Genomic DNA, 13,699 nt, shown 5'->3' with positions numbered 1-13,699 from the left:
TCTTATAAATGCAGTAGTCTGCCCTATAGTAAAAGCGCAAGAAGATTGATAAAATCCTTGCGCTTTTTTTATTCATATTTAGGTTATTTAAATTTATATAAGGATATCATATACTCTTTGTACAAACTTTTCCCAAGCATCTGTATCTGTATCTAAAAAGAAGGAATTTTCAACTCCAAATATATTCTGTGTCTCTTGTTTATAGGGTTTCGACGTTTCGCAACCAGTTATATATAAGTATTCGTATCCTACTTGTGCCTTAATAATTCCATGGTAGGCTTTATAAGTAACAAAATTCTTAGGGCTATGAAGACCACTTGATTTTACCTCTAAAAGTATATGTTTATCTCCATTGCTTATTCTAAAATCACTAACTCCCCTGCTTCCAGTTTTAAAACCGCTAAGCTTGAACTGTTCCTTTACTTGAAATTGTACCAACCTATTTAACGGTAAATTTTTTAATTCCTTTGAAAAGCAATCACATATTGTCTCCTCAAATACCCAACCACCCAATGCTGTAAAGCTAGGTGTACTATCAGTAGCACGAAATTTCAACTGCTTTAATTCATCCTGCGCCTCTAATAGATTTCTATTAAACACATTTATAATATCTATATTAGTATACACCACAGTACACAGCCCCTCCCTTTTAAGTTAAATTATTTCAGTCATATCCATTAGTAGTATATTCTTTATTATCAGGGAAAAGTACTTCTAAGTTACGTTATGTATTTTCATCAAAGTCCTATTGTAACCAACGAAGAAGCAATGTATATGTTAGGTTTTGTAAAAGATGCAATAGATTATAATTTTAATAAAGCTGTGTCAAAAATATTATAATATTTTTGACACAGCTTTATTTTAAGCCAAGTTCAGCTTGTTTTACTTATTATTTCTACTATACTACTGAACGATCTTCATAATCATTGTCTAAGGAATCCTCACTTTTATCTGCTATATATTCCTTACATAGCAATGCTCTTATATATCCTCGATCATTAGTTGTGGATTCTATATAAAAGCCTCTTCCATAATAAAATCTAATAAGTGAAAACATTCTGGATGCAGTGTGAAGATATAAAGAGGTAATCCCCAGTTCTATCATTAAGTTATCAATTGCATTCATTAATATTTTACCAATACCATTATTTTGATGTGAAAGTGAAACACCGAATCTACTTAAATAAGCAGTACTATCTAGTTTTATTTCAATTCTCACACTACCAATAACTTCTTCGTTATATAGAGCTACAAAAACTTCAGTGGTTTCTATAGCCTTTTTTATCTCCTCATAGGTTTCCTCAAGAGGTGCAATAAGTTCTGTAATTGCAGCATTTTCGGTATACATCTTAAAGGATTCCTTTGCTAGTATTCGTATTTCTTCAATGTCGGTATAAACCGCTTTTCTAATTTCAAAAGACATTTTTTCCATGGATCTACCTCCCCATATCACATTTATTTCTGTGAGTAATTATACATAGTATTAAATCAAAAGACAAGATATATTTCGTTAAGTATTGGTTAAAAAATTAGAGTGAATTTTAAAAATATTAAGAAAAATCCACTGTGTTTTTATGGTGCCATATAAAAATATATTCATATATATGGACAACTCTTTTCATGGTAGAACTATGGGCGCACTTTCTGTTACCGGGCAGGAGAAGTATCAAACGGATGAAGTGCAATGCAGCATGGGACGTCTGGGAAGTCTATTTGCTTATAAGAAATTTTCAGTTATTCCTGATGTAATCTGTATCGCTAAGGCTTTAGGCGGCGGATTACCAATGAAAAGGCTTCAACGACTTTTGTACCCGGTGATCATGGATGCACCTTTGGTGGGAATCCCCTCGTATATAATAAGTATATATAGTAATAAAGCAGTTTTCTATCACAAATATTGCGTTAGATACCTGCTTTTCAGTTTACATTTTCAAATTGTTGATTTCTCAATATATTTTTTAAAATTATCTAAAATGTTCTGCCATCCCTTCTGTTGCAGCTCAATTGAATTGGTTTTTTCAGCTTCAAAAACTTCGAGTATCTTTGTATTATTTTCTTGACTTATAAAGGTGATTTTGACTTTTCTCCCGTCATCTAAAATATAAGAAATAATCTCATTTAATTTCACTTTATCATAAACACCACTAAAATCAAATCCAAAGCTACCATCTTTAGCTTCCATTCTTGAAAGAAATTTACCACCAGCCCTTAAATCATTTTCAGAAAACGGTGTGTGCCAATCATCTGAAGCATTGTTCCATTTAGTTATATGTTGTGGTTCTGTCCAATATTTCCATACTATTTCCACGGTGGCATTAACTATTGTTTCTACGGTTATTGTTGAATTATTAAGCAGCTTTTCTTTTGTCATAATTTTCTCTCCTTTTTAGTTAAATGTTTTTCCTACTATTATAACCTAATTACTCTAAAAGTTCTTGACATCTTTTTATATATCCTACCTATTTTTTTCTTCAAAAGATTGTTTATCTGCTGGCCAAAACCACTGTTTTATTCTGTGAAGTTACTACAGTTTTTTATTGCATAATAATCAGTAAAGTACTATATTTAAAATAAGGGGATGAATTGAAATGTTAGATATAATAATAAAAAATGGTCGTATATTAGATGGTACAGGCAATCCTTCTTATCAAGGAAGTTTAGGAATAAAAGATGAAAAAGTTGTAAAAATCGAATGTAATATTGATGAAGAAGCCTTAGAAATTATTGATGCTAATGGACTTATAGTTTGCCCGGGGTTTATTGATGTACACAGCCATAATGATTTAGTACCTTTTATGGATGAAAATATTCAAAATTTAAAACTAATGCAAGGTGTAACCACAGAGCTCGTAGGACAATGTGGCTTAGGCGTCGTCCCTTGTATTGAAGACGAAAATAGCATATGGAAAAACTATATAAGAGGAGTAGTTGGAGATCCTTCATTTAAGTGGAGTTTTTCTAATCTAGACGACTATATACATAAAATAGCTTCAAAAAGACTAAAAAACAACTTCTCCATTTTAATTTCCCATGGAGCAATTAAGACAAGTGTTATGAACTTTGATAGTAGAATACCAACTAAAGAGGAGATTAATGCCATGTGTGAAATTGCAGAGAATGCTATGAAAGCTGGTGCTTTTGGCATGTCTATAGGGCTTCAATATATACCTGCAATTTTCAGCACAAAAGAAGAGTTAATAGCTATATGTACGGTTATAGCAAAGTATGATGGAATTGTTATGGTTCATCTTAGAAATCATGATGATACTATCACAAATGCTCTAGAAGAAATAATTTATATAGCCAAGCAATCTAAAGTAAGGCTTCACATTTCTCATATGCGCTCTTATAACTCCAAGGATTTGGGCTCAGATGCTGAAAAACTTATAAGTTATGTAGATAATGCAGTAGCAAAAGGAATTAAAATAACCTTTGATGAGCATTTATATTTATCTGGAAGCACTCTTATGACTCAGCTTTTACCACCTTGGATTACTGCTGGCGGGAGCGGCGAAATGGTTAAAAGGCTTCAAGATAAAAAAATGGTCCTAAAACTTAAAGAAGAGCTTAGAAGTATCAAAACTCACTATAGTGGCTGGGACAATTATAGCTTAATTACAGGTTGGGATGGCATACTTATAACTTCAGTAAAAGAAGTGGAAAATTTAAAATACGTTGGAAAAACTGTAGGCACCATTGCTAAAGATTTAGGTATTGATCCTTTAGATTTTGCACTGCAGCTGCTTATTAAAGAAAAGTTTGGGGTAGCAATAGTAACTCTAAATGTGTTTTCCGAGGAGGATACTATTAAACTAATAAATCATCCACTGCAAATGGTAGGATCAGATAGCATACCAGCAGGAAATCCACATCCAAGGCTTTATGGGAACTATCCTCTTTTTATTGGTAAATTTGTGAGAGATAAAAAGGCTCTTTCTCTTGAGAATGCTATATATAAGATATCATATCTGCCTGCAAAAACTTTAGGCCTTAAAGATATGGGAGAAATAGCTGTAGGTAAGACTGCTGATATAGTTTTATTTGATTTAAAGGAAATTGAAGGTTTTGAGAATTACTTTAAACCAACTAAAAAACCTGTTGGAATTAAATTTGTTGTATTAAATGGCGAGCTTGCAGTAAGAGATGGTGTGGTATGTAAGAGTTTCTATGGAAAAGTTTATAAAAGCTCTCCTATCTTGTCCGTCATTTAAAAATTCTAAGGGTTATGCCCAATTCTTCTCCCTTAAAAGTTTTCAAAAAATATTCCTCTAAATCTAAATTAAAATGCTACCTCATAATTGTATGTAAAAAATCCAGTATAATAATAAATCATACTGGGTTTTTAAACAACCTGGGCTATAAATAAAGTTAGTTTACAATATAATTACTAGTACCATTTTTAAGAATATCGTAAGCCCCATCTAATCCACCTTCAACTAAGTTTTTAACTGCTGTTTCAGTATAAAATGCTATGTGTGGTGTTAGTAATACATCATCACGGTGAGTAAGCTCTTTTAACATCTCATCCTCAACTTCCTTACCCGTAAAATCTTTTGTAAAATAATTAAATTCATTTTCATAGGTATCTAAAGCTGCAGCCGCAATTTTACCACTATTTAAAGCTTCTATTAACGCTTTTGTATCAACAATTGTCCCTCTAGCTGTATTAACGAAAAACACACCGTCTTTCATCTTATCAAAAATTTCTTTGTTAAACAAATGAAAATTATCCTTTGTAGCCGGTATATGCAATGAAATTAAATCTGCTTGTGTAACAGCCTCTTCAAGAGTATCTACATATTCCATACACCCTTTAGCTTCTTCGCAAGGGTATAAATCATATCCTATAACTTTTGCACCAAAACCTTTAAATATTTGCGCTGTTATGCATCCAATTTTACCCGTTCCAATAATTGCAATAGTCATGGATCTTATTTCTTTAGATATAATCTCTTTTCTCCAACGATAATCTTGATCTTTCATGGCTACTTTAATATGGTTCACATGGCGCACAATATTAAGTGATGCAGCCACAGCATATTCAGCAATTGCATTAGGCGAATATACAGGCACGTTTGTAATAAATAATCCATGCTTTGTTGCTTCCACCATATCGAACATATCAACTCCAGCTGTACGTGATGCAATTTGTTTTATTCCTTTATCTTTTAATCCTTCATAAATTCCATCTTCCATCTTTTTTGTTTGACAAAGACAAACTCCATCAAAACCTTTTACTAAATGAATGTTTGCTAATGATAAAGGTTCTGAAATATTTTCAACTTCCACTTCACGCTTTTTACCCCAGACCCTAGCAGCACTAACTTCATCTTCTCTTGCACTGAACATAATTAACTTCATTTTTATTTCCTCCTTTTATAGTAAAAATAAGCATACAGGGATTCTAGGCGATGATTATGTCTGCTTTTATATTAACTTCTAATCCGTTTATTATAATGCAACATTTTTATCTTTGTTCACTGGTTTCCATCCTATAATACCTTTTATAAGTAGTGGTAATATGATAACAAATATTGAAATATATCCTATTGTTCCATACCCTTTTGAAATAAGTGGTATAAGTCCAAACTGAGCTACACACCATGCAAATATTACATACCCAAGAGAAACTAATGCACTTCTCTTAGTTTCTCTTTCTTCTCGTGCAGCCTCAGTATCCATTCTACCTAGGAAATATTATTATATTAATTTGAGATTTTCACCAATTAATACTCACAATACTTATGGCCTTTTATTTATGCATTTATCATTTTTACTAATTCATCAACGTTATCTAAGTCTTCAGTGAGCATTGGAACTATATCATATACATCTCCAACAATACCATAGTCAGCTACTCCAAAAATCAGAGCTGATGGATTTTTATTGATAGCAATTACTACATCTGCTTCCTGCATGCCAACAACATGTTGAATGGCACCAGAAATACCACAAGCAATATAAACAGTAGGCTTCACAGTTGTACCAGTTTGACCTACTTGATGGGAATGATCAATCCATCCTGCATCAACAGCTGCACGAGAAGCACCAACTACTCCACCAAATTTATCTGCAAGCTTTTTGAGCATTTCAAAGCCCTTTTCATTTCCAAGACCAAGGCCACCGGAAACAATGACATTAGCATCCACTAAAGAAACCATATCCTTATTTGTTTTTACAGTTTTAATTACCCTTGTTCTTATATCCTTCTCTGACAATTTAAAGTCTAAATTAATAATTTCCCCAACTTTTGATTCATCCTTTAGAGCTTTGTCCATAACACCTGGTCTTACAGTAGACATTTGTGGCCTATTATTTGGGCAAATAATAGTGGCCATAATGTTACCTCCAAAAGCAGGACGAGTCTGCATGATTTTTTTATCCTCTGGGTCAATTTCAAGTTTTGTACAGTCTGCTGTTAGTCCCGTGTCTAATCTAGATGACATCCTAGGAGCTAAATCTCTACCAATATGAGTTGCTCCAAGTAGCATTATTTCTGGTTTAAATTGATTTACAGCATCGCAAATAACTTTTGTGTAAGCATCTGTTGTATAGTTTTCTAAAAGAGCACTATCCGCAAGGTATACCTTTTGCGCACCATAAGAAATTAATTCCTTAGCAAGTCCATTTATATCTTTTCCCAGTAACACAGCACATAATTCAACCCCAATTTCCTTCGCAAGCTTTTTACCTTCTCCCAAAAGCTCAACTACAACCGGAGAAATTTTACCTTGTCTTTGCTCTGCAAATACCCATATATTTTTATATAAACTTAAATCCATATCCATGTTTACCTCCAACTAATATAATGTATTTTGTTTTTCCATAAATTCAGTATTATGCAACCTATTTATTGCAAATCAACTTATATAATGTGTTTTTGTTTTAAAGCCACTACTAATTGTTCAACCTTGTTCTTAGATGTCCCCTCAAGCATTACGCCCTTTCCCTTAGGTTGTGGGGTAAATGATTTAAATACTTTAGTAGGTGAAGCTTTTAATCCTACGTGACTTGAATCAATGTCAATATCGTTAAAGCCTAAAACCACAATTTCATTTTTATATGCATCAAATATTTTGTCTACTGACATATATCTAGGTTCATTTAACTCCTTAACCGCTGTTAATAATACCGGCATATCTACTTTAATGATTTCATATCCATCTTCTAGTTGCCTTTGTACTTCTAATTCATTACCTTTAATTTCAAGGTTCTGAACATATGTAATTTGTGGCATATGCAGTTTTTCAGCAATCTGAGGTCCTACCTGAGCTGTATCTCCATCTATTGCTTGTCTTCCTGCAAAAATAATATCAAATTGTCCGATTTTATTGATACCTGCTACTATTGCATTAGATGTTGACCAGGTGTCAGAACCACCAAAGGCTCTATCACTTAAAAGAAACGCATCATCTGCACCCATAGCTAAACATTCTCTTAGCATATAATCTGCCTGAGGTGGTCCCATGGAAACCACAGTTACTGTAACATCTTTATATTTATCTTTTATTTTAAGAGCTTCCTCTAATGCATTAGCATCATCTGGATTTAAAATACTTGGAACACCCTCGCGAATAAGGGTTCCTTTCTCTTTATCAATTTTAACTTCTGTAGTATCTGGTACTTGTTTTACACAAACTAATATTTTCAAAATATATACCTCCAAGTATAAAAATTTTTATATTATTTCTATCTTAAAACACTGGCTGCGATTACCATTTGCTGTACTTGTGATGTACCTTCATAAATAGATAAAATCCTAGCATCTCTGTACATTCTTTCAATTGGGTAATCCTTTATATAACCATATCCACCATGAAGTTGTAGCGATTTATAAGCAACCTCATTAGCCACCTCTGCTGCATAGTATTTTGCCATAGATCCTTCTTTTTCAATTTTCATATGAGCATCTTTCTTTTCTGCAGTATCATAAACTAATAATCTAGCTGCACATACCTTAGTTTCCATGTCAGCTATGGTAAACTGAGTATTTTGGAACTTAGATAGTGGTTTACCAAATTGAATTCTTTGCTTAGTATATTTTATAGCTTCATCTAAAGCACCTTGAGCAACTCCAAGAGCTTGCGCCGCAACACCGATTCTACCAGCCTCAAGAGTATTCATAGCAATTTTAAATCCCATACCCTCTTTGCCTATTAAATTCTCCTTTGGAACCACAACATTTTGGAAAACTAAATCAGAAGTTTCTGTACCTCTAATACCCATCTTGTCCTCATGAGCACCATGAGAGAATCCTGCCCAACTACTTTCTACTATAAATGCTGAAGTACCACGTACGCCTTTAGATTTATCAGTCATAGCAATTACTATGGCAAAATCACAAATGGGAGCATTAGTAATAAAGCACTTTCTACCATTTAAAATATAGTTATCTCCATCTAACACAGCCTCTGCTTGCTGCGCACCTGCATCAGAACCTGCCCCAGGTTCAGTTAAAGCAAAGGCGCCAATTTGCTCGCCTAAAGCTAAAGGTTTTAAGTATTTTTCTTTTTGAGCATCTGTACCAAAATTCATAATAGGTAATGCAACAAGAGAAGATCCAGCAGTAACAAATGTACCTGTTGAACAACATTTTCTACTGATTTCTTCCATAACTATTGCATATGAAACATAATCTGCACCGGCTCCACCATATTCTTTTGGAACTATTGTACTTGAAAATTTATACTTTGCTAGTTTATCCATTAATTCCCTTGGCATCACACCAGTCTTATCCATCTCCGCTGGCAGTGTGTCTAATTCTTTTTTTACAAAATCTCTAACTGCCTTTTGTAAAAGTATATGTTCTTTTTTAAATAACATAATAATATCCTCCATTTCAACTTTGATATAGCATTATTTTTATATAGTCATTTTCAAATTATAAGCTTAGCATTTCAGCAAAAGTTTGCACACGAGTTCTAGCTTGTTCATTATTTTGAACTTGTTGATCTATCTCAAGATATAAAGTAGGAATTCCCGCTGCTTCCACTTCTTTCTTCATTAGTGGATAATCATATTCCTCTGGATCACAGAATTTCATCATGCAGAAAATAACACCGTCAATATTCTTTTCCTTTATTTGCTGGGTTATAATAGCTCCACGTTTTTTCTCAGGGTCATATGCCAAGGAGCAGCCCTCAAAAATGGACCAAAATCTTGCTAATCTATCTATTCCATCCGATCCTTCTGGAACGTCAAATCTAAATTGTCTTGTTTCCTGTGCTAAATCATCTGCAGCTACTGCAATGTTATTTTCAGCGAGAATACTTAGTAACTCTTCTGAGTCAGCTAATATACCTGATAACAATACTGTTTTTCCTAACCATTTCTCAGCAGGCATTTTCTCTACTTCAGAAATAAGAACTTTCACTAATTTTGTATGCTCCGATTTTTCCATGAAGAAAGCACTCTTAATGACTGTATTTCTAATTATTGGAGTAATAATATTGGGATACTTTGCAGCTACTTCTACAAATTCTCTCATGGTTTTTCTATACTTATTATAAATCTCAATACTTTCATTTAATTTTTCTTCTGTAACGATGCAACCACTAATTTCTTCTAACCTTTTTTTGATATTATTGTATTCACTTTTTAAATACACAACGCCAGCTTCAATTTTTCTATTCTGAGGATGAACCAGGGAAATATATTCAACCTGTGGAACAGCTACCTTCCAATTCTGGCCCATACATATTAATGTGTCACACATACCAGGTATAATAACCGCTGATAAATCATTGTAATCTCCCTTTAATCCATATTCAAGGCAAGACTGCATAATTGAACAAGCGAATGCTGGAAGATACTGTTTACTTAATTCAATCTCTGTGGAGCCTCCCCAAATACCCATTGGAAACATTCCAGCAGCATGAATGATCTCTTCAGGGCAGTAAACAGGGAAACATCCAACTATTTTGATACCTTTTTCTCTATATGATTTCACCACTGCTCCTGGATTGTTAATAACATCTTTCATCTGTGATAAAACAGTTTCAAAAGTATTCATTAGTCATTACCTCCAGTTATTTTTCTTTCTTCCATTACTTCAACTAAACCTTGTATTCTTGTTTCAAATTGAGCCTCTGTAAAATTCCTTGGATCTGCTTGATCTCCATCAAAACCCGCATAAGGTAAACCCGTAGCTTCGTATACCTTCCTTTGCATTTCATATTGCATAAGACTCATCAGTTTACAGCTTCTGTTCATATGGTAGAAAGCACCATCGCAGTCACCTGATTTTAGAGAATCTATTCTGAATTTAGTCATTCTATCTAAATTTACATTATTAAACATACTACTATAGGCTCTTGCCATTCCATCTAGATCGTTGACTTCGTACTCTAAAGCCCAGGCATCAGGGTAAACACTCCCCGTCATATTAACACCATATTTTGATAATGTTTTCATTTTAAATCCAATATATGGCCAGCAAGGTATGCCTTCCATCATGATTCTAAATTTTTCTTCTCCCCTAAAGGTTGTTTCCTTATTTTTAATTCTCTCTTCTAATTCTGCAATTAATAGTTCAAAAGCATCAGTTGTTTCCTGTTTACCTCTTGCACAAACAATAACTGCCATATAGTTGAATAAATCAAACCCATTCATAGGAGATGGCTTTGCTGAAGGTAAACTCATTGAATACTTCCAAAGCTTACCGTTTTTAGTAGAAATCTTCATGACCTCTTCAAATTTTTTAGGGTCAAATTTCTTTCCAGAAATCACTTCTAACTGTTTAATAGCTTCATCAAATTGACCTTTTAAATAATCTATTCTTTCCTGACTAACTTCATATTCATTGTTAAATGTAGTGTCAATCAAAATAAGTGGTATATTTAATTCCTTAGAGATATTTTCATACCATTTAACAACTTGATTACAAATGTTGTTACAACATAATAGAAAGTCAGGACGAGGCATATCTAAGCTTTCACAACCGCCATTTTCAAGAAATCCAAAATTAGTTCTTGCGTAAGCACATATGTCATTAGAGTATCCTGTGTCCTCTGCAATACCACATAATTTCAGTGATTCTCTTTTTGCAGCTATTCCTGCTGCTTGATTTTCAGGATAGCATACACTAAGCCCAAAACACTCCGCAAGCTCTTGAGGAAATACAGATGTGGACCAACCTACAGGTTCACCCTTTGCTTTAGCCTCAAATGCATTTTCGTACTGCTTTGCTAATAAATTGCTTATTACTTCTTTTGATGATAATTTATCGCTCATTTTTCTCCTCCTCAAACCTTTGATTAGTTTTCAATTTCATTGCTTTCAAGTTCATTATTTTTAAGTTCTTTACTTTCAAGTTCATCGAATGCATACAAAGCTGCTCCTAATGCTCCAGTAAGTTGTGCTAAATCTGGCACAATAATTTCAAGTCCAAGGGCTGCTTCCATAGCTCTAACAACCCCTCTATTTCTTGCCACCCCACCTACCATTACAACACTTTCCTGGATACCTACTCTTTTTGCAAGACTAGAAACCCTTTTAGCTACTGAAGCATGAATACCAGCAATAATATCTTCAATTGCTACTTCATTGGATAAATGAGAAATTACCTCTGATTCTGCAAAAACAGTACATGTACTACTTATAGGAATTTCCTTTGTAGATTTAGCAGACAAGTCACCTAAATCTGAAACATTAACTTCAAGTGCTCTTGCCATAACATCTAAAAATCTTCCTGTGCCAGCAGCGCACTTATCGTTCATAACAAAATTAACTAACTTACCACTTTCATTAAGCTTTAATGCTTTTGCATCTTGACCACCAATGTCTATAATAGTTTTAGCACTAGGAACTAAGAAGTTAACTCCCTTTGTATGACAACTCAGCTCGCTAATTTGCTTATCAGCATCAGAATATTTCATTCTTCCATACCCAGTTACTACTATCTTTTCAATATCAGAACGTGTAATATCCAGCTTCCCAAATAATTCTTTCAATGCCCTTGCAGGTCCTGTAGTACCTGTACCTGAGGATATAGTTGCAGTAGCCACGATTTTTACACCACTTTCAATAATTACACCCTTGGTTGCTGTAGAGCCTATGTCGAGTCCCATTGTATACATACTATCCTGTCCTTTCCTATTTAGGCACCTTTAAATAAATTGCAAATTTATATGCTATCATTTCGAGTAATATGCCTTACTTACAATTTCACTAAAACTATCTAACTAGTTTGCCTGATTTTAAAGTCTTAATTTCTTCTATGCTATATCCAATTGAACTTAAGATTTCATCTGTATTTTCTTCAAGTCTTGGAGCAGGAGTCATTTCCCTAATACCCATTTCTCCAAATTTAACAGGTGAATTGATTAAAATACCTTCATTACCTGAATCATATATTTTCTTTACTAAATAGTCGTTTGCCCAAGCCTGTTCATCCACTGCAATATCTGCACAAGACTGAACCCTTTCAAATGGAATATCACATTCAATAAGAACTTTTTCCCATTCATCAAGAGTTTTTTTAAGCATTGCCTCTGCAACAATAGTAACCATTGACTCAACATTTTCCACCATTCCATTACGGGTATTATATCTATCATCATTCATTAAATCTTGTCTACTAATAGCCTTAAAGAATCTTTCAATCCATTGATCATATTGTATTAATGCTAATTGAATCCATTTTTCATCCTTACATTGGTATGAATTGCAAACAGGAGAGTTTGGACTAAGTCTAGACATTGGCATTTTATTTCCGTACTGATCAGACATAATCATAGAACCAAGTCCATAAATACCCATATGGTAAAGACTTACTGTTATCTTTTCTCCCGTGCCTGTTTTAGCTTTTTTTACAAGAGCTGCGCATGCACCTGCTGCAAGAGCAATACCTACATAGTGATCACCAAATCCTGCAGCAACATTTGTTGGAGTAGTACCTTTTTCCATAAGTGAAGACATAACACCACCTCTTGCAAAATATGAGGTGTAGTCAAATCCAGGTTTATCTTTTAGTGGACCTTCTTCTCCATAGCCTAAAGCTTGAACAAATATTAAACCAGGATATTTTACCTTAAGCTGTTCATAAGATAATCCAAGTTTTGCAAGAGCTTGCACTCTAACATTTGTAACAAAAATATCTGCCTCGGCAAGTAGTTTATGAAATACTTCCATACCTTCTGTAGATTTTACATTAACGCAAATACTTTTTTTATTGAAGTTTTCATTTTCAAACCAAGGATTTTCATCATCCTGGCAAGGAGATGAGTATACACAGCCAATACCCCTCATGTTTTCTCCAGAAATAGGCTCTACCTTAATAACATCTGCACCCCAATCAGCAAGCATTCTAGCAGCACATGGTGCAGCGATAAATGTTGCAAATTCAACAACTTTAATTCCTTTTAATAGCCATTTGTTATCATCCATTTTAATCATCCTTTCAATATTTTTTTATATTTAGGCATTATATATATTTAAGTATTATAAACCTTTAAAGATTGTAACCTTTTACACACTATATGTTAAAGCAAAAGTCATGCCAAATATCACTTGTTTAGGAAACCACACTAAGTCTATTTTTTAACAAGCTTTTACACGAGAATTTATTAAAATCTCTTGCATAATGCAATTTTTTGTTGCATTATGCATTATTTTTATGCGTATTCAATTTTTTACATTTAAAATATGCATTATTTTCTATCTTTATCGAGAAAAATATGATATTATAACGTTATTATAT

13 protein-coding genes and 1 pseudogene are annotated in these 13,699 nt (G+C 33.5%); 2 read left to right on the top strand and 12 right to left on the bottom strand.

The window, feature by feature from the left end:
• Positions 1–93: 93 nt before the first annotated feature.
• Both G9F72_RS11715 and G9F72_RS11710 read right to left on the bottom strand, forming a co-directional pair.
• Complete coding sequence (locus G9F72_RS11715) at positions 94–630, bottom strand: hypothetical protein (protein WP_164957516.1); 537 nt, start codon at positions 628–630, stop codon at positions 94–96.
• Positions 631–898: 268 nt separating this feature from the next.
• Positions 899–1,432, bottom strand: coding sequence for a GNAT family N-acetyltransferase (locus G9F72_RS11710; RefSeq protein WP_164957517.1), 534 nt, complete (start codon positions 1,430–1,432; stop codon positions 899–901).
• A gap of 109 nt (positions 1,433–1,541) precedes the next feature.
• Between G9F72_RS11710 and G9F72_RS11705 the strand changes: the two are divergent.
• Positions 1,542–1,849, top strand: a pseudogene (locus G9F72_RS11705) (aminotransferase class III-fold pyridoxal phosphate-dependent enzyme); the annotation flags it as partial.
• An 81-nt stretch (positions 1,850–1,930) separates the two neighbouring features.
• Here G9F72_RS11705 and G9F72_RS11700 read toward each other — a convergent pair.
• Positions 1,931–2,371, bottom strand: a complete 441-nt coding sequence (locus G9F72_RS11700) for an SRPBCC family protein (RefSeq protein WP_164957518.1) — start codon at positions 2,369–2,371, stop codon at positions 1,931–1,933.
• Positions 2,372–2,588: 217 nt separating this feature from the next.
• Between G9F72_RS11700 and G9F72_RS11695 the strand changes: the two genes are divergently transcribed.
• On the top strand, positions 2,589–4,211 hold the full coding sequence (locus G9F72_RS11695; RefSeq protein ID WP_164957519.1) for an N-acyl-D-amino-acid deacylase family protein: 1,623 nt from the start codon (positions 2,589–2,591) through the stop codon (positions 4,209–4,211).
• 157 nt (positions 4,212–4,368) lie between these two features.
• Here G9F72_RS11695 and G9F72_RS11690 read toward each other — a convergent pair whose 3' ends face one another.
• The 9 genes from G9F72_RS11690 to G9F72_RS11650 form a co-directional block, all read right to left on the bottom strand.
• Positions 4,369–5,361: a D-2-hydroxyacid dehydrogenase gene (locus G9F72_RS11690; RefSeq protein WP_164957520.1), complete on the bottom strand. Its 993-nt coding sequence runs from the start codon at positions 5,359–5,361 to the stop codon at positions 4,369–4,371.
• A gap of 90 nt (positions 5,362–5,451) precedes the next feature.
• Positions 5,452–5,682 carry a hypothetical protein gene (locus tag G9F72_RS11685; protein WP_164957521.1) on the bottom strand — a complete coding sequence of 77 codons (231 nt, stop codon included), beginning with the start codon at positions 5,680–5,682 and terminating at the stop codon, positions 5,452–5,454.
• 74 nt (positions 5,683–5,756) lie between these two features.
• Positions 5,757–6,788 carry an electron transfer flavoprotein subunit alpha/FixB family protein gene (locus G9F72_RS11680; protein WP_164957522.1) on the bottom strand — a complete coding sequence of 344 codons (1,032 nt, stop codon included), beginning with the start codon at positions 6,786–6,788 and terminating at the stop codon, positions 5,757–5,759.
• A 77-nt stretch (positions 6,789–6,865) separates the two neighbouring features.
• Positions 6,866–7,651, bottom strand: coding sequence for an electron transfer flavoprotein subunit beta (etfB, locus tag G9F72_RS11675; RefSeq protein ID WP_164957523.1), 786 nt, complete (start codon positions 7,649–7,651; stop codon positions 6,866–6,868).
• 38 nt (positions 7,652–7,689) lie between these two features.
• Positions 7,690–8,823 carry a putative isocaproyl-CoA dehydrogenase AcdB gene (acdB, locus tag G9F72_RS11670; protein WP_164957524.1) on the bottom strand — a complete coding sequence of 378 codons (1,134 nt, stop codon included), beginning with the start codon at positions 8,821–8,823 and terminating at the stop codon, positions 7,690–7,692.
• A gap of 58 nt (positions 8,824–8,881) precedes the next feature.
• Positions 8,882–10,012 (bottom strand): 2-hydroxyacyl-CoA dehydratase subunit D, encoded by a 1,131-nt coding sequence (locus G9F72_RS11665; protein ID WP_164957525.1) that lies wholly within the window; start codon positions 10,010–10,012, stop codon positions 8,882–8,884.
• Positions 10,012–11,232, bottom strand: coding sequence for a 2-hydroxyacyl-CoA dehydratase subunit D (locus G9F72_RS11660; RefSeq protein WP_164957526.1), 1,221 nt, complete (start codon positions 11,230–11,232; stop codon positions 10,012–10,014). The genes G9F72_RS11665 and G9F72_RS11660 overlap by 1 nt, the downstream gene beginning before the upstream one ends.
• A 23-nt stretch (positions 11,233–11,255) precedes the next feature.
• Positions 11,256–12,077, bottom strand: coding sequence for an acyl-CoA dehydratase activase (locus tag G9F72_RS11655; RefSeq protein ID WP_164957527.1), 822 nt, complete (start codon positions 12,075–12,077; stop codon positions 11,256–11,258).
• Positions 12,078–12,174: 97 nt separating this feature from the next.
• A complete protein-coding gene (locus G9F72_RS11650; protein WP_164957528.1) occupies positions 12,175–13,386 on the bottom strand; it encodes a CaiB/BaiF CoA transferase family protein in 1,212 nt (403 codons plus the stop codon).
• Positions 13,387–13,699: the final 313 nt, after the last annotated feature.

The organism is Clostridium estertheticum (assembly GCF_011065935.2).
In the GTDB taxonomy this organism is placed as follows: Bacteria; Bacillota; Clostridia; order Clostridiales; family Clostridiaceae; genus Clostridium_AD; species Clostridium_AD estertheticum_A.
The sequence above is the reverse complement of the archived record's forward strand: the minus strand, read 5'-3'. Positions and strand labels throughout refer to the sequence as shown.

Coding starts and splice junctions, on each gene's coding strand:
- G9F72_RS11710 (WP_164957517.1), bottom strand. CDS start 1,432: ATGGAAAAAATGTCTTTTGAAATTAGAAAAGCGGTTTATACCGACATT.
- G9F72_RS11700 (WP_164957518.1), bottom strand. CDS start 2,371: ATGACAAAAGAAAAGCTGCTTAATAATTCAACAATAACCGTAGAAACA.
- G9F72_RS11695 (WP_164957519.1), top strand. CDS start 2,589: ATGTTAGATATAATAATAAAAAATGGTCGTATATTAGATGGTACAGGC.
- G9F72_RS11690 (WP_164957520.1), bottom strand. CDS start 5,361: ATGAAGTTAATTATGTTCAGTGCAAGAGAAGATGAAGTTAGTGCTGCT.
- G9F72_RS11685 (WP_164957521.1), bottom strand. CDS start 5,682: ATGGATACTGAGGCTGCACGAGAAGAAAGAGAAACTAAGAGAAGTGCA.
- G9F72_RS11680 (WP_164957522.1), bottom strand. CDS start 6,788: ATGGATATGGATTTAAGTTTATATAAAAATATATGGGTATTTGCAGAG.
- acdB (WP_164957524.1), bottom strand. CDS start 8,823: ATGTTATTTAAAAAAGAACATATACTTTTACAAAAGGCAGTTAGAGAT.
- G9F72_RS11665 (WP_164957525.1), bottom strand. CDS start 10,012: ATGAATACTTTTGAAACTGTTTTATCACAGATGAAAGATGTTATTAAC.
- G9F72_RS11660 (WP_164957526.1), bottom strand. CDS start 11,232: ATGAGCGATAAATTATCATCAAAAGAAGTAATAAGCAATTTATTAGCA.
- G9F72_RS11655 (WP_164957527.1), bottom strand. CDS start 12,077: ATGTATACAATGGGACTCGACATAGGCTCTACAGCAACCAAGGGTGTA.
- G9F72_RS11650 (WP_164957528.1), bottom strand. CDS start 13,386: ATGGATGATAACAAATGGCTATTAAAAGGAATTAAAGTTGTTGAATTT.